Genomic DNA, 14,581 nt, shown 5'->3' with positions numbered 1-14,581 from the left:
GCAGCGAGCCTTCGATACTGATTCACCCATCGGAAAGACGGGGCGCAATGTGCTGTCGGACGCTTCGCAGATGGATGGCGACAAGGCTTCGACGCACAGGCGAATGGGCTGGGTGCGTGGCCCCGCCCGGAGGGCGATAGCCTCCTCTCAGTCTTGAAGTCCGCGCGCAGCGCGCAAATTCAGAGCGGTCGCACGTCGAGCGCGCTGCAGCCACCGTCCAGCCATTGCGCGAACTCGTCCGCCAGCCGCCGTGACTCAGCCGCCGCCGTACTCCAGGCCTTGATGCGCCCGCGCAGGTCGTTGCCGTAGCGGATGAAATCGTTGCGGTCGGGCAGCTTGCCGTTGGGCAAGGTCCGCACCCATCCAGGGTCCGGCGCCAGCACCACCATGCGGTCGAGGAAACCCGTCGGCTTGTGGCGCCACTTGAGGCCCTTGTCGAGCCAGCCCGGCACCACAGCCTGCTGGAAATGCGGGTACAGCACGATGCCCTCGGCATTGCCGTAATCGAGATGCAGGTGGTAGTCGGTAATGCCACCATCCCAGTAGGCCCCCGTGGGCGCACCCGGAATGTCGTGCACGGCCTCGAGCATGAACGGGATCGAGCACGAGGCCTGCAGCGCAAGTTCGAAGTTGGCTTCGACCAGGTCCACCTGCCGGGTCCGGAAGTCGCGCGTGCCGAAAGGCAGCGCCGCGCCCGGCGTCGAGAACACGACGCGCTCCAGCCAGGCCCCCAGGCTCTTGCGGTGCACGCTGTTGGTGAGGAAGGCCCCGAGGTAGCCCACCGGCGTGCGTGCCCGGCCCTCGCGCCCGAGGATGTGGCGGCCGCGCGAGGTGATCACGTGCAGCCGGTAGCGAGAATGCCCCAGCACCTGCGCCGTGCGGCCGCCGTAGAAGCTGCGCAGGCCCTCGCCGAACTGGGTGCTGACCTGCTTCGCGCTCAGGCGCTTCTGGCCTGGCGGAAGCTCGAAATGCTGGTGGATGTAGCCCTGCTCGAACTGCTCGAAGGCGGTCTGGCTGTCGGCGAGGCAGGCGTTGGCGAGCCGCCAGGCGCCGATCGAGGCGCCGACCAGGTCGATCGGCTGGGTGCTGCGCGGCAGCCAGTCGCCGAACAGGAAACGGTCGATCGGCCCCAGCACCAGCCCCTTCGGGCCGCCGGCCGCGCCCGGGATGGTGCGCACGTCCTGCGGCCGAAGGCCATGGGTGGTGATGTGCGCGCGGGCTGCCGGGCCGGCGTAGATGCGAAGCGCCTTCATGCGATGTCCACTGGCAAGAAACGAGCGCCCGCCGCCGTCAGCTACTTGCGCAACCCTTGCAGCTTCGCAAAGGCCGAGGCCATCTGGCCGGCCGGCTGCGGCGAGTTGTCGCGGCGCGGGCCCTGCTGGCCCCGCCCTGCCCCTTCGAAACGGTTGTCGCGCGGGCCATCGCGGCGCGCCGGCGCGGCGTCCAGCTTCATCGACAGGCCGATGCGCTTGCGCGCCACGTCGACCTCCATCACCTTGACCTTGACGATGTCGCCGGTCTTGACGACCTCGCGCGCATCGTTGACGAACTTGTGCGACAGCTGGCTCACGTGCACCAGGCCGTCCTGGTGCACGCCGAGGTCGACGAAGGCCCCGAACTGCGCCACGTTGCTGACCGTGCCCTCGAGCACCATGCCCTCGACCAGATCCTTGATGTCGTCGACCCCGTCGTTGAAGCGCGCCACCTTGAAGTCCGGGCGCGGATCGCGGCCCGGCTTCTCGAGCTCGCCGAAGATGTCCTTGACCGTGATGACACCGAACTTCTCGTTGGCGAACAGCTCGGGCTTGAGGGTCTTGAGCATCTCGGCGCGGCCCATCAGCTCGGCCACCGGCTTGCCGGTCTTCTCGATCATCTGCTCGACCACCGGGTAGGTCTCGGGGTGCACGCCGGTCATGTCCAGCGGGTTGCTGCCGCCGCGGATGCGCAGGAAGCCCGCGCTCTGCTCGAAGGTCTTGGCACCGAAGCCGCCGACGTCCAGCAACTGCTGGCGGCTGGCGAAGGCGCCGTTGGCCTCGCGCCAGCGCACGACGGCCTTGGCGACGCTCGCCGACAGGCCCGAGACCCGCGACAGCAGCGGCACGCTGGCGGTGTTGAGGTCGACGCCGACCGAGTTCACGCAGTCCTCGACCACCGCATGCAGGGTGCGCGCGAGTTCGCTCTGGTTGACGTCGTGCTGGTACTGGCCGACGCCGATCGACTTCGGATCGATCTTCACGAGTTCGGCCAATGGATCTTGAAGGCGGCGCGCGATGCTCGCTGCGCCGCGCAGGCTGACGTCGACATCGGGCATCTCCTGCGAGGCGAACTCGCTGGCCGAATAGACCGAGGCGCCGGCCTCGCTGACCACCACCTTGTCGACGTTGACGGCCGGCGCGCCGGCCTGTGCCGTCATCTTGGCCAGCAGCTTGATCAGGTCGGCGGCCAGCTTGTCGGTCTCGCGGCTGGCGGTGCCGTTGCCGATCGCGATCAGGTTCACGCCGTGCTTGGCGCAGAGCTTGCCGAGCGTGTGCAGCGAGCCTTCCCAATCCTTGCGCGGCTCGTGCGGGAACACGGTCGCGGTCTCGACCAGCTTGCCGGTCGAGTCGACCACCGCCACCTTGACGCCGGTGCGGATGCCCGGGTCCAGGCCCATCACGACGCGCGGGCCGGCCGGCGCCGCCAGCAGCAGGTCGCGCAGGTTGTCGGCGAAGACCTTGATCGCGACCTTCTCGGCCTCTTCGCGCAGCCGCGTGAAGAGATCGCGCTCGGTCGACAGTGCCAGCTTGACTCGCCAGGTCCAGGCCACGCATTTGCGGATCAGGTCGTCGGCGGCACGGCCGGCATGGCTCCAGCCCAGGTGCAGCGCGATCTTGCCTTCGGCGATCGAGGGCTTGCCGGGCTCGGGCTCGACCGGCAGCACCAGCTTGGCGTCGAGGATCTCCAGCGCCCGGCCGCGGAACACCGCGAGTGCACGGTGCGAAGGCACGCGGCCGATCGGCTCGTCGTAGTCGAAGTAGTCGCGGAACTTGGCGATGTCGGCGTTGTTCTCGTCCTTGCCCGCCATCAGGCTGGACTTGAGCAGGCCCTCGGCCCAGAGCCATTCGCGCAGCCGCTGCACCAGCGGGGCGTCCTCGGCCCAGCGCTCGGAGAGGATGTCGCGCACACCGTCGAGCACCGCCGGCACGGTCGAGAAATCCGGCCCCGGCTTGCCGTCGTCCAGCGTCGTGGCGGGCTGCAGGAAGGCCTTCGCTTCAACGGCCGGATCCAGCGTCGGATCGGCCAGCAGCTTGTCGGCCAGCGGCTCGATGCCGAATTCGCGGGCGATCTGGCCCTTGGTACGGCGCTTCTGCTTGAAGGGCAGGTACAGGTCCTCGACCTCCTGCTTGGTCGGCGCCAGTTCGATCGCGGCGCGCAGCTGCGGCGTGAGCTTGCCTTGCTCGTCGATGCTCTTCAGCACCGCGGCGCGCCGATCTTCGAGTTCGCGCAAGTACGAAAGGCGGGCTTCGAGCTCACGCAGCTGAGTGTCGTCGAGGCCATCGGTGGCCTCCTTGCGGTAGCGGGCGATGAAGGGCACGGTGGCACCCCCGTCGAGCAGATCGACGGCGGCCTTCACCTGGTGCTCGCCGACCTTGATCTCGGCCGCGAGCTGGCGAATGATTTTCTGCATGGATGAGGAAGGCTCTGGGACGGCGGCGCCCTTGGCGCCTGGCGGATAAAGCGCGGAAGTTTGCCATAGGCCCCGGCGCAGAATGGGCCGGCATGCGTATCTTGAAGAAACTCCTGAGCATCCTCGGCATGGCACTGCTGGTGCCCGTGCTGCTGTTCGAGGAGTGGGGCTGGGAGCCGATGGCCCGCGCGATGGCGCGGCTGGCGCGGCTGCGCCTCTGGGCGCGGATCGAAGCGGCGCTCCGCGCGCTGCCGCCCTGGGGCGCCGTGCTGGCCTTCTTCGTGCCGGTGCTTCTGTTGTTGCCGGTCAAGCTTTTCGGCCTCTTCCTGCTCGGCGAGGGCCACGCGATGAGCGCGCTGCTGCTCTTGCTGACCGCCAAGCTGCTCGGCACGGCGATCCTGGCCTGGCTGTTCCAGCTGGTCGAGCCGGCCCTGATGCGCATCCCCTGGTTCGCGCGCTACTACCCGCGCTGGAAACGCTGGAAGGACGAGGTGCTGACACGCGTTCGCCAGAGCCGTCCCTGGCACATCGTGCAGTACCTCAAGGAGCGGACCCGTCGAGGATGGCGGCGCCTGCGGAAAGGCTGAGCGTTCTATTTTTACCCGGGTATATTGCCTATTTTATTTTGCCCGGGTAATATTGTCGGCATGAATCTGCCACCCGAAACCAGACGCTCCCTCACCCGGAAGTACAAGGACACCGTGCTTGCGGCGGGTGTCTTCGTCATCACGAACACCTCGAACGGCCGCGTCTTCGTGGCCGGCAGCCTCGATGTCGAGGGCGCGTTGAACCGTGCGCGCTTCGAACTCGGCCTGCGCTCGCACCGCAACAAGGCGCTGGTGCGCGACTGGATCGACCATGGGGCGGCGCACTTTCGCTTCGAGGTGATCGACCGGGTCAAGCAGAGCGATGATCCGGCCTTCGACCGCGCCGCTGAACTCGAAAAACTCCTGGCCCTCTGGCGCGAGGAACTCCAGTGTGTCGGCGAGCGCGGGTACGACACGCCATGACGGTCGACGCACTCGGCTTCTGCCTCGGCATCGGCCGCGCCCACGCCAGCCTGAACCTGCGCCTCGCGGAAGATCTCGGCGCGTTCCATGGCTTGGATTTCGGCGACTTCACGCTGCTCCACGGGCTCTGGTGCGCGGACCATGGCCGCATGCCGATGTCCGACCTGGCACGCCTTCTGGGGCTGTCGCTGTCTGCCCTGACGCGGAAGATGGTCGTGCTGGAGAAAACGGGCCTGGCGGAACGTGTCGCCGTGCCCGGCGAGGAGACCCGGCGGCATGCTGCCATCCGGACTGGCGGCCGCAGGCTGGTGCAGGAAGCCATCGCGACCGTCGAGGCCATCTGCGAAAAAGCCGTGCAAGCGCTGGACCCGGACCGCCTGCCAGCAATCCACGCCGCGATGCTGACGCTATGCACCGGTGGCGCACCCGACGCCGGAAGCGCCCCAACGGGTAGATTACGCACTTCGCATCGCCCTGACCCAGAAGAACAAAGAGATCTCGCATGTCATCCGACGCCGCCCCCGTCAACCTGATCGTGTTCGCCGACCTGAAACGCATCGCCCAAGGGCGCACGCCCGACGTACTCGCGCAGTTGCGCGAGCGCACGGACGACAGGCCCTTTCTCGTGTTCGACGAACAGACCGGCGACTTGCTCGACTTCGACGTCCACCACCGGGCCGGCGCGATGACGCCCGCGGCCAGCGCTCCCGCTCGTGCAGAAACCCCGCGCGGCGTGGGCCGCCCCAAGCTGGGCGTGGTGGCGCGCGAGGTGACGCTGCTTCCGCGCCACTGGGACTGGCTCAACCGCCAACCCGGCGGCGCGTCCGTGGCGCTGCGGCGTCTGGTCCAGGACGCAAGCCGCGTCAATGCCGAACGCGATGCCGTGCGTGCATCGCGCGAAGCCACCTACCGCTTCATGACCGCGATCGCCGGCGCCCTGCCCGGCTTCGAGGAAGCTGCCCGCGCCCTGTTCGCCGGCGATCAGGCCCGCTTCGGCGAGCTGATCGGTCCCTGGCCCGGCGACGTGGTCGAACAGCTTCGGCGACTCTCCGCCTCGGCCTGGAGCGAAGCATGAGCGCTCCCGACCCGGCCGTGCTCGCCGACCCGGCGCCGCTGCAGAAGGCGCCGCCCGTCAATCCGCGGCTGGCGGCGATGGCCTCCAAGCCGCTGTGGAAGGTGTTCCTGCTGTTCCTCGCGCCGATGCTGCTCAGCAACATCCTGCAGTCGCTGTCGGGCACGATCAACAACATCTACCTGGGCCAGATGCTCGGCGTCGGCGCGCTGGCGGCGGTGTCGGGCTTCTTCCCGGTGATGTTCTTCTTCATCGCCTTCACCATCGGCCTGGGCGCCGGCGCCTCGGTGCTGATCGGCCAGGCCTGGGGCGCCCGCGAGCCCGACAAGGCGCGCGCGGTGGCCGGCACCACGCTCACGGTGGGCATCCTGTTCGGCCTTGGCGTCGCCTTCTTCGGCGGCGTCTTCACCGAGCCGATGCTGAAGCTGCTCGGCACGCCGCCCGACATCCTCCCCGACGCCACGCGCTACGCCCGCATCATCCTGATCGCGATGCCGGGGCTGTTCGTGTTCCTGCTGTCGACCGCCATGCTGCGCGGCGTCGGCGACACCGTCACGCCGCTCTACACCTTGATGATCTCGACCGCGCTCGGCCTGCTCATCACGCCGGCGCTGATCCGGGGCTGGTTCGGGCTGCCGCAGCTCGGCGTGGCCAGCGGGGCCTGCGCCACGGTCGTGTCCTTCGTGGTGGCGACGACCTGGCTGGGCTTCCACCTGCGGCGCAAGAAGAGCGTGCTGGCGCCCGATGCCGATTTCATGCGGCATCTCCGCATTCGTCCACCGTTGCTGAAGGCGGTGCTCAAGGTGGGCGTGCCGACCGGCGTGCAGATGATCGTCGTGTCGCTGGCCGAGATCGCGCTGCTGTCCTTCGTCAACGCCTACGGCTCGAACGCCACGGCGGCCTACGGCGCCGTCAACCAGGTGGTGGCCTACGTGCAGTTCCCGGCGATCTCGATCGCCATCACGGCGTCGATCCTCGGCGCCCAGGCGATCGGCGCCGGCCAGGCGCAGCGCCTCGGTGCCATCACCCGCACCGCGCTGCTCATGAACCTGGTGCTGACCGGCTCGCTGGTGCTGCTGGGCTACCTGTTCTCGCGGCCGCTGATGGGCTTCTTCATCACCAGCGAACCGGTGATCGAGGTGGCGCAGACGCTGTTGCACATCATGCTGTGGAGCACCGTGATCTTCGGCATGGGATCGGCGCTGTCGGGGATCATGCGGGCCAGCGGCTCGGTGCTGGTGCCGACGGCGATCTCGGTCTTCTGCATCGCGCTGATCGAGGTGCCGGTGGCCTGGTGGCTGGGCCGGCGCTTCGGGCTCAACGGCATCTGGGTCGCGTACCCGGTGGCGTTCAGCGCGATGCTGACCCTGCAGGCCTGCTACTACCGCTTCGTATGGCGCAAGAAGGCGATCCGACGGCTGATCTGAGGCCGGCGGCGGCGCTGCCGGTCCTTTATTCGTTCCGCCGCTGCCCCTATGCGATGCGGGCACGGATGGCGATCGCGGTCAGCGGCCAGCGCTGCGAACTGCGCGAGGTCGTGCTGCGCGACAAGCCGGCCGCGTTGCTGGCCGCCTCGCCGAAGGGCACCGTGCCGGTGCTGGTCGACACCGATGGCCGCGTGATCGAACAGAGCCTGGACATCATGCAGTGGGCGCTGGGGCGCAGCGATCCCGCCGGCTGGTTGCGACCCTCGCGCGGCACGCTGAAAGACATGCTCGCACTGATCGCCGACTGCGACGGCGATTTCAAGCACGACCTGGACGGCTACAAGTACCCCGAGCGGCAGCCGGGCGCGAACGCCGAAGCGCATCGGACGCAAGGCGGCCTCTTCCTCGCGCGGCTGGAGGCTCGCCTGCAGGCCACGCGCTGCCTGCACGGCGAGCGGGTCGCGCTGGCCGACATGGCGATCGCACCCTTCGTGCGGCAGTTCGCGCAGGTCGATGCGGCGTGGTTCGACCGGCAGCCGTGGCCTGCGCTGCAGGCCTGGCTGCGGGCCAGGCTCGAAGCGCCGCTCTTCGAGCGCGTGATGGCGAAGTACGCGCCGTGGATAAGCGGCCAGGCCGGGATCGGCTTTCCATGAACTCAGGCCGGCGTCGCGTCGCGCTCAGGCCAGTACTGCTGCACCATCCGCTGGTGGTAGCGCGCCAGGGTCTGTTCGATCGGGCGCAGGCCGGTGTCCTGCGCCTCGAGCTGGGCCCGCACGGTGCGCCGCACCGCCTTCACGGCCCAGGGACGCACGATCGCAGGCACGCCGAGCGCGCCCATGGAGTCGGCCATGACCGGCCCCGAAGTTCGGCCCGGGCACCCAGCGCTGGTCGTAGGCGGCCAAATAGAGGTCGGTCTCGAGCGTTCCAGGCGGGACCGAAGGTGCGGACGATCATTCGATGCCCACTGGCGCTACTCGAACACCTCGTCCCCGGTCGGCTCGTAGTGCGGCACCGCGTTCATCGTGTGCCTCAGCTTGGCCAGTTCCCAGTACATCCGCCTGCGCGCCCGGCTCTGGTTGCCGAGCGGCCGGTGCTCCGCGATCGTGTGCCACGGGTTGTAAGAGAGCCGCTTCGCAAATTCCATCTGCGCTGGCGAATCGAAGCGCTGGCGCGGCAGCCGCAGCGTCGCCACGCTGACGCGCGGCGACAGCTTCTCGGGCCACAGCACGCCGGCGTTCTCGATCGGCATGAGGTGCGGGTCGGTCTGCATCTGGACCCGGAAGTCGAGCTCGACATCGTCGTTGGCCAGCGCCGACACCATCGCCTGGCGCAGGTAGTCGTCGGGCGGGCGCAGCGGCAGCCGCGGGATCGGCGTGCGCTGCTTCGTCTTCGGCCAGACCGAGTACTGCATCGCCTGGCCCTCCCCCATCAGGTAGGGCACGCAGCTGAAGTACGGCGCCTCGAACGGGCTGCTCTGGGTCTTGATGAAGAGCGACTGCATGACGAGGTCGAGCAGATGCGGCTCGCGCAGGTTCACGAAATAAAAGATCTGCGCGTTCTTCACGCTCTCGCGCTGCAGCGCCGCGTTGCACTTGGCGTCGGGCGTGACGAAGGTCGGGGTCGAGACGGCGAACATGTCCAGCGTGTGCTGCTCTTCCTCCATCAGCTTCGGCCCCGGCACGCCCAGGAGCTTGATGCTGATGCTCATGAAGCCGACATCGTCGATGTCCGGCGTGATGTAGGGGCCGGGCCCCGAGAAGCGCACCCAGCAGCGGAAGGTGCGCGGCTCGGCATAGATGCCGCGCTTCATGTGGGCGGGGATGTCGTCGTGCACCCGGAACTCGCCGCGCACGAGCCCTTGCGTCTTGGTGTTGCCGCCGCGCTCGAACCCGCCGGGCTTCCAGAGGTCGGTCATCTGGCGCGTGAAGCTCTTGACGATCGAGTCGGTGAAGCTCTCCTCGTCGGGGAGCAGCCGTTCCTCGGCGAGCGCCAGGCCTTCGTCGCCGCGCTGCCGATTGATCAGCGCGGTCGTGAAGCGCGCCAGCGGATCGCGCAGGAAGGCGTCGAAGGCCGGCCGCAGCAGCGGATCGAAGCGGCGCTCGAGCCGGATCAGCGCCATCCCCGAATCGCTGACGAAGTTGCGCCAGGCCGAGCCGGTGTTGGCCCGCGGCGTCGGGCGGCTGGCATTCGAGTTCATGGCTGCACCCTCGACAAGTAGCGCAAGGCCCGCAGGCCGGGCAGGAAGAAGTAGGCGCCGCCGCGCACCGTCACGAACTGCGGCAGGCCGTCCACGCGGCGGTCGGGCCCGGCGTCGAGCGGGATCGCGAAACCGTCGGTCGGTGTGCCGTCGTCGCGCGGCAGGTGGTGGCCCGTCAGCGGGTCGCTGTCGCCGGGCAGGCCATCGAAGCGCAGGCCGGCGAGCCAGGCCGACTGCACGAACTCGAACTGGCGTGCGATGTTGGCGCCCAGGCAGATGAAGTGCAGGCCGGTGGCGTCGCCCGGGTTCGCCGGCGCCGACGACAGGGCCTGCTCGATCGAGACCGCGCTGCCGTATTCGCGGCCTCGCCGCAGCAGCCGGTGGAAGCGGGTCGAGGAGACCTTGTCGGCCGCCAGGGCCGTGGCATCGAAACCCAGCGTCCGCCGGGCCCACGAGAGCAAACCCGGGCTGCCCGGCGGCAGGTCGGCGTTGCGCGGGTTGCTGCGCCGGACATGGGCGCCGATCGGGCAGCGCAGGCCCTCGCCGTCGCTGCCGTAGGTGAAACTGTTGCGCGGGTCGTCCTCGCCCGGGATGCGTTCACCGGTGCGTCCGACCAATGGCTCGCCTTCCATCGTCCGGCCGACCATTTCCTCGGCCAACTGCTTGCGCAGCGCCGGGTCGCCTGCGACCTGCGCATCCATGAAGCGCCAGAAGCCGGCGACGTCCTGCTGCAGCTGGCGCAGCACGAGGTAGCTGCCGTTGCGGCCCAGGTCGACCTTGTCGGGCGCGTCTTCGGCGCGCGGCAGCAGCGCATCGGGGTCCCGGTCGGGATCGAGCAGCGGCCGGTCGGTGTAGGCGCCGTACTCGTTCGGATAGCCCAGGAGGTACTCGCCGAGGCACGACAGGTTGCTGTAGCGGTCGACCTCCTCGTCGCGCGCCGCGCGTTCGCGCAGCCAGTCGATCGATGGCTCCGAGATGCCGTCCGCGAAGCCGAAGGGCTCGACCCCGTCCATGTCGGCGGTGTCGAGGTAGCCGAGCTGCTCGAAGCCCTGCTCGCACTGCGCCAGCACGTCGCGCTGCCAGTCCTCGAGGCCGCCCGGCGCGGCATAGAGCATCAGCAGCACGTGCGGCAGCTGTTCGGGCGAGCCGCCCCATTGCCAGCCGGCCGGATCGTTGGCGCCGAGGTCGCCGAGCCGTCGTGCCCGGCTGGCGTCGCTCGCCATGCCGACGATGAATTCGTGCGAGAAGCCCTCGACGACGTCCTGCCGCACGCCCAAGGCCTGCAGCCCGGCGCAAGTGAAGGCCACCTGGAGGGCGGTCGTGGGCGGCGGTTGCTGCGTTGTCGCGCTGCTGACCGGCGCGCGTGCGAGCCAGTCGCGCGCAGCCTGCGCATCGGTCACGCGCAACAACAGGAAGCAGGCCTGGGTCAGGCGCTTGTAGCCGAAGCGCACCAGGCCCTGGATGTCGTCGTACTCGACCGCCGGGGCACTCATAGCAGCCTCAGCCAGGCCAGCGCCTGGTCGTCGGTCACCTGGTGCATCTCGAAGCCCTCGCGGATGCGCCGGTTGCGCTCCAGGTCGGTCAGGGTCAGGCCGGGGTAGGCCTTGTACCAGACCTGGGTCGGCAGCTGGTGGCGGCGCTGGTAGTACTTGAAGCGCAGTTCGTGCCGCGCCCCGCCCTTCAGCAGCCAGTCGGTGCGCGGCCAGCCGAAGCCGTTGCTGAAGACCAGATTCAGGCCCCAGGCCGCCTTGTTGATGAAGTCGTCCATGTAGCTTTCGTGGCTGCCGTCGTAGTTGCTCGCGAACAGCACCCGGGTCTTGCCGTCGAGGAACACCCAGCGCGCGAAATGGATGGTCTGCACCCGCGCCAGATGGCCGCGGCCGAAGACATGGCGGCAGGCATAGTCGATGGCGTAGAGGATCAGCTGCGTGAGCCAGCGCCGGAACAGCCCCGGCTTGACCGGGCCGAGGGCGGTGAAGCTGTTGGTGAGGTCGTGGTCTTCGAGGCGCTGCATCTCCTGCACCGCGGCGCGGTCCGGGCGTGGACAGAACTCGGGGTCGCTCTTCTCGCGGCGGCGCAGCTGCCAGACCAGCCAGGCCGCCAGCAGCACCAGCAAGGGCAGCAGCAGCGGCAGTCGGCACACCAGCAGCACGAGCACGAGCAGGGCTGCGAGCGGTGCGATCGCATGCAGCAGATTGCGCAGCCACCAGCCGGTGGGCGTGCGTTCGGGCGAGGTCAGCAGCAGCCGCCCCTCGAGCTGCTCGGCCTGCACGAAGGCCAGCAGGCGCTGGCGCAGCGCCTGCGGATCCTCGGCTTCGGCGGCGATGTCGCGCGGCACCTGCGAGGCCAGCGCGCGTTGCAGCGCACCGTCTTCGCGCACCTGCCGCACGGTGCGGCCGATGCGGTTGACATAGCCCGCGGCCACCGGCAGCGAGCGCGCCTTGAGCCATGCGAACAGGTTGCCGTCGACGTCGAAGCCCTCGCAGTGCGCGAAGACGCTGCGCAGGCCATCGCCCGCGAGCTGCGCGAACTCGGCCAGCTGGTCGTTGGCCGGCCCGTCGCATTCGCCGAGGAAGCTCAGGTAGAGCGGCACCCGTGGCCGCGGCAGCTCGAAGGCCTCGAGGTCGCCGAGCGTGGTGTCGGTCAGGAGCGCGAAACGCGCGTAGTGCAATCGCTCGAAGCGGCCGAACGGCACCAGCGCATTGTCCGGGTCGGCCATGCCGGGCGTCAGGTTCATGGTGTCCAGCAGCTTGCGCAGGGCGGACTCGCGGCCGCCCGCGACGGCCGCGACCACCATGAAATGCGATTGGGGCGTCACCGCATCTCAGAACTTGAGGCAGAAGTCGATCAGCCGCTCCTTGCCCCAATAGACTTTTCCGAGGTAGAAGTTGGGGGAGATGAGCCGGATCTCGTCGCGGATCCACTGGGCCACAAACGAGGTCTCGGCGTAGTCGAGCACGATGCACGGCTTGTTGTCGAGCCAGCTGTCGCCCTGGTAGACCTTGGCGACGATGGCCTTCACGCCGAGCACGCTGACCTTGTTCTTGAGCACGCCGTTCTCGGCATCGAACACCTTCCCCTGCCAGCCGAAGAAGTTGATGATCTTGGCGATCGACTCGGTGTAGCGGGTGCCGGGCGCGATGATCGCCGTGCCGGCGGCCTCGCCGTTCGGGATCTCGCCGGGCGGGCTGGCGCGGAACAGATCGTCGAGTTGCTGCTGCGACATGTCGAGCAACTGTTGCACGTCATAAGCCATCTGCGCTCTCCTCCGGGGAAGCCCCGCCGTTCAGAAAGTGTCAGCCCTTCGATGGGCTTCGTCAATTTGCCGAAAGAGGTGTTCGGCGCGCCGCCTCCAGCAAGACGTCGGCCGCCTTCTCCGCAACCATGTAGATCGCCGCGGCGATGAAGAAGCCCGGGATCTGCGGGAACACCGAGGCGTCGACCACCCGCAGCCGCCGCACGCCGTGCACGGCGAACGCGCTGTCGAGCACGCCGCCCGCGTCGGCGGCACCGATCGCGCAGGAGCACGAGGCATGGTGGCCCCAGGCGGTCTGCCGCACGTAGTCGGCCAGTGCCTCGTCGCTGTCGACGGCGGCGCCCGGCGCCACTTCCTCGGCGATCCAGCCTTTTTTGCGCAGCGGCGCCGTCATGCGGCGCACGAAGCGGACCGCCTCCACCACCGCCTGCAGGTCCGCGCCCTCGGCATCGCTGCCTTCCTCGAAGTAGTGGAAGTTCACCAGCGGCATGTCGCGCGGGTCGGCCGAACGCAGTCGCACCGTGCCCGCGCGGTTGCGCGTGTGGCCCTTGAGCACGGCCCAGGTCAGCTGGTCGGGATGGTCGCGGATCCAGTGCGAGAAGCCGCTGAAATAGCCTTCGAAGCGCGCCAGCAGCGCCATGCAGAAGAGGTCCGGCTCCTGATCAGGTCCGGTCGCGCCGCGCGAGCGCTGGACCACGCCGAGCGCGGCGCCGTTGGACGCGTACATGCCGCTGCGGTCGTGCTGCCAGCGGCGCCACAGCGCATCGTCGCGCTCGAAGCGCGCGCCCTCGAGCGCCTGCCACGGCGCCGGCATCCGGTGCGTGACCGCGACCTCGTAGCGGTCCTGCAGGTTGCGCCCGACACCCGGCAGGTCGACCCGGAGGGCAATGCCGTGCGCCGCCAGCTCGGCCGCCGGCCCGATGCCCGACAGCATCAGCAGCTGCGGCGTGTTGAAGGCACCGCCGCAGAGGACCACCTCGCGCCGCGCCCTCGCCTCGCGCGCCTCGCCGGCCTGTGCGCTAGGCGCCGCATGGGCACGGTAGAGCCTGGCGCCCTTGAGGTACGCGACGCCGACCGCGTTGCCCTCGGCATCGAAGAGCACGCGGGTCGCCAGGGCGTCGAGTTCGATGTGCAGCCGATCGGGATGGCGCGCCGCCACCGCCAGCAGCCGTTCGCGCACGCCGCTGCGGCGGTGGCCGGCCGTCGCCAGCGGCGTGTAGCACAGGCCCTCGAAGCTGCCGGGCCGCCAGCGCCGTGCATTCGGATCGCCAAGGCCGCCACCCAGCCAGCGCAGCGTGCTGCGCAGCGGCGTCGGCAGGCCGTGGGTGAAGCTGCGGGCGGTGTCGCGCAACACCCGCAGCAGGCCCTGGTCGCCGAGCACCGACAGCGGGATCGACTTCTCGGTCTGCAGCCAGCCGCCCCAGCCATGGCCGGTCGGGTCGAGCCCGAGGTGCCTGAGCGCACGCCAGACCGGCCGGTGGTGGCAGTCTTCCACGCGGTGCGCATAGCGGCGCATGCGCACCGCGTGCCAGGACGGATCGCCCGTCAGCCGCGCGATCCGCTCCCAGTCCGAGGCATGCGGCAGCATGAAGATCATCGCGTTGTGCGCGCTGCAGCCGCCGAGCCCGGCGGCACGCGGGTAGAGCACGCCCTGCCCGGCCTGGTACTTCCAGTCCTTCGCCTGCTGCGCTTCGTCGGCGTAGTGGCGGATGCGGAAGTCCCAGCGCAGCGCCGGGTTCTCGCAGGCGAAGGCATGGAAGGCCGGCACCTCGTAGTCGTCCGGCAGGCGGGCGTCGCCGCTGCGCGGATCTCCGCCGGCGTCGAGCAAAAAGACCCGCATGCCATGCTCGGCGAGGCGGGCCGCCAGCGGGCCGCCGCCCGCGCCCGCACCGACGATCACGTAGTCCCAGTCGCTCGTCGTCGCGTCGGCGCCCTGCATGCGTGGCGTTTCG

Annotated in this window: 14 protein-coding genes; 6 read left to right on the top strand and 8 right to left on the bottom strand. The window is 69.3% G+C overall.

Going from position 1 to position 14,581, the window contains the following annotated elements:
* Positions 1–179 precede the first annotated feature (179 nt).
* Positions 180–1,253 (bottom strand): patatin-like phospholipase domain-containing protein, encoded by a 1,074-nt coding sequence (locus QTI33_RS25700; RefSeq protein WP_286509190.1) that lies wholly within the window; start codon positions 1,251–1,253, stop codon positions 180–182.
* 41 nt (positions 1,254–1,294) lie between these two features.
* The gene (locus QTI33_RS25695) at positions 1,295–3,667 is read right to left on the bottom strand and encodes a Tex family protein (protein WP_286509189.1); all 2,373 of its coding nucleotides are present in this window, start codon (positions 3,665–3,667) and stop codon (positions 1,295–1,297) included.
* 92 nt (positions 3,668–3,759) lie between these two features.
* Here QTI33_RS25695 and QTI33_RS25690 point away from each other — a divergent pair, with 92 nt between their 5' ends.
* From QTI33_RS25690 to QTI33_RS25665, 6 genes are all read left to right on the top strand, one after another.
* Positions 3,760–4,254 carry a hypothetical protein gene (locus QTI33_RS25690; protein ID WP_286509188.1) on the top strand — a complete coding sequence of 165 codons (495 nt, stop codon included), beginning with the start codon at positions 3,760–3,762 and terminating at the stop codon, positions 4,252–4,254.
* 60 nt (positions 4,255–4,314) lie between these two features.
* Complete coding sequence (locus QTI33_RS25685; protein WP_286509187.1) at positions 4,315–4,677, top strand: GIY-YIG nuclease family protein; 363 nt, start codon at positions 4,315–4,317, stop codon at positions 4,675–4,677.
* On the top strand, positions 4,674–5,210 hold the full coding sequence (locus tag QTI33_RS25680) for a MarR family winged helix-turn-helix transcriptional regulator (protein WP_286509186.1): 537 nt from the start codon (positions 4,674–4,676) through the stop codon (positions 5,208–5,210). Before QTI33_RS25685 ends, QTI33_RS25680 begins: the two co-directional genes overlap by 4 nt.
* The gene (locus QTI33_RS25675; RefSeq protein ID WP_286509185.1) at positions 5,180–5,752 is read left to right on the top strand and encodes a DUF2239 family protein; all 573 of its coding nucleotides are present in this window, start codon (positions 5,180–5,182) and stop codon (positions 5,750–5,752) included. Before QTI33_RS25680 ends, QTI33_RS25675 begins: the two co-directional genes overlap by 31 nt.
* A 68-nt stretch (positions 5,753–5,820) precedes the next feature.
* On the top strand, positions 5,821–7,176 hold the full coding sequence (locus QTI33_RS25670) for an MATE family efflux transporter (RefSeq protein WP_444814891.1): 1,356 nt from the start codon (positions 5,821–5,823) through the stop codon (positions 7,174–7,176).
* Positions 7,143–7,829 carry a glutathione S-transferase gene (locus QTI33_RS25665; RefSeq protein WP_286509184.1) on the top strand — a complete coding sequence of 229 codons (687 nt, stop codon included), beginning with the start codon at positions 7,143–7,145 and terminating at the stop codon, positions 7,827–7,829. Before QTI33_RS25670 ends, QTI33_RS25665 begins: the two co-directional genes overlap by 34 nt.
* Positions 7,830–7,831: 2 nt before the next feature.
* Here the strand turns inward: QTI33_RS25665 and QTI33_RS25660 are convergent, their stop codons facing one another.
* From QTI33_RS25660 to QTI33_RS25635, 6 genes are all read right to left on the bottom strand, one after another.
* The gene (locus QTI33_RS25660; RefSeq protein ID WP_286509183.1) at positions 7,832–8,026 is read right to left on the bottom strand and encodes a hypothetical protein; all 195 of its coding nucleotides are present in this window, start codon (positions 8,024–8,026) and stop codon (positions 7,832–7,834) included.
* 120 nt (positions 8,027–8,146) lie between these two features.
* On the bottom strand, positions 8,147–9,373 hold the full coding sequence (locus tag QTI33_RS25655; protein WP_286509182.1) for a catalase family protein: 1,227 nt from the start codon (positions 9,371–9,373) through the stop codon (positions 8,147–8,149).
* Complete coding sequence (locus QTI33_RS25650; protein ID WP_286509181.1) at positions 9,370–10,866, bottom strand: Dyp-type peroxidase; 1,497 nt, start codon at positions 10,864–10,866, stop codon at positions 9,370–9,372. The genes QTI33_RS25655 and QTI33_RS25650 overlap by 4 nt, the downstream gene beginning before the upstream one ends.
* Positions 10,863–12,191 carry a hypothetical protein gene (locus QTI33_RS25645; RefSeq protein WP_286509180.1) on the bottom strand — a complete coding sequence of 443 codons (1,329 nt, stop codon included), beginning with the start codon at positions 12,189–12,191 and terminating at the stop codon, positions 10,863–10,865. Before QTI33_RS25645 ends, QTI33_RS25650 begins: the two co-directional genes overlap by 4 nt.
* 6 nt (positions 12,192–12,197) lie before the next feature.
* Positions 12,198–12,629: a hypothetical protein gene (locus QTI33_RS25640; RefSeq protein WP_286509179.1), complete on the bottom strand. Its 432-nt coding sequence runs from the start codon at positions 12,627–12,629 to the stop codon at positions 12,198–12,200.
* Between the two features lie 61 nt (positions 12,630–12,690).
* Positions 12,691–14,568 carry a GMC family oxidoreductase gene (locus QTI33_RS25635; protein WP_286509178.1) on the bottom strand — a complete coding sequence of 626 codons (1,878 nt, stop codon included), beginning with the start codon at positions 14,566–14,568 and terminating at the stop codon, positions 12,691–12,693.
* Positions 14,569–14,581: the final 13 nt, after the last annotated feature.

This window comes from Variovorax davisae (assembly GCF_030316845.1).
In the GTDB taxonomy this organism is placed as follows: Bacteria; Pseudomonadota; Gammaproteobacteria; order Burkholderiales; family Burkholderiaceae_C; genus Variovorax; species Variovorax davisae.
This window is presented reverse-complemented; position numbering and strand designations above follow the sequence as displayed.

What these genes read in the sequence shown, in the direction of transcription:
- QTI33_RS25700 (WP_286509190.1), bottom strand. Translation starts at nt 1,253, where the DNA reads ATGAAGGCGCTTCGCATCTACGCCGGCCCGGCAGCCCGCGCGCACATC.
- QTI33_RS25695 (WP_286509189.1), bottom strand. Translation starts at nt 3,667, where the DNA reads ATGCAGAAAATCATTCGCCAGCTCGCGGCCGAGATCAAGGTCGGCGAG.
- QTI33_RS25690 (WP_286509188.1), top strand. Translation starts at nt 3,760, where the DNA reads ATGCGTATCTTGAAGAAACTCCTGAGCATCCTCGGCATGGCACTGCTG.
- QTI33_RS25685 (WP_286509187.1), top strand. Translation starts at nt 4,315, where the DNA reads ATGAATCTGCCACCCGAAACCAGACGCTCCCTCACCCGGAAGTACAAG.
- QTI33_RS25680 (WP_286509186.1), top strand. Translation starts at nt 4,674, where the DNA reads ATGACGGTCGACGCACTCGGCTTCTGCCTCGGCATCGGCCGCGCCCAC.
- QTI33_RS25675 (WP_286509185.1), top strand. Translation starts at nt 5,180, where the DNA reads ATGTCATCCGACGCCGCCCCCGTCAACCTGATCGTGTTCGCCGACCTG.
- QTI33_RS25665 (WP_286509184.1), top strand. Translation starts at nt 7,143, where the DNA reads ATGGCGCAAGAAGGCGATCCGACGGCTGATCTGAGGCCGGCGGCGGCG.
- QTI33_RS25660 (WP_286509183.1), bottom strand. Translation starts at nt 8,026, where the DNA reads ATGGCCGACTCCATGGGCGCGCTCGGCGTGCCTGCGATCGTGCGTCCC.
- QTI33_RS25655 (WP_286509182.1), bottom strand. Translation starts at nt 9,373, where the DNA reads ATGAACTCGAATGCCAGCCGCCCGACGCCGCGGGCCAACACCGGCTCG.
- QTI33_RS25650 (WP_286509181.1), bottom strand. Translation starts at nt 10,866, where the DNA reads ATGAGTGCCCCGGCGGTCGAGTACGACGACATCCAGGGCCTGGTGCGC.
- QTI33_RS25640 (WP_286509179.1), bottom strand. Translation starts at nt 12,629, where the DNA reads ATGGCTTATGACGTGCAACAGTTGCTCGACATGTCGCAGCAGCAACTC.
- QTI33_RS25635 (WP_286509178.1), bottom strand. Translation starts at nt 14,568, where the DNA reads ATGCAGGGCGCCGACGCGACGACGAGCGACTGGGACTACGTGATCGTC.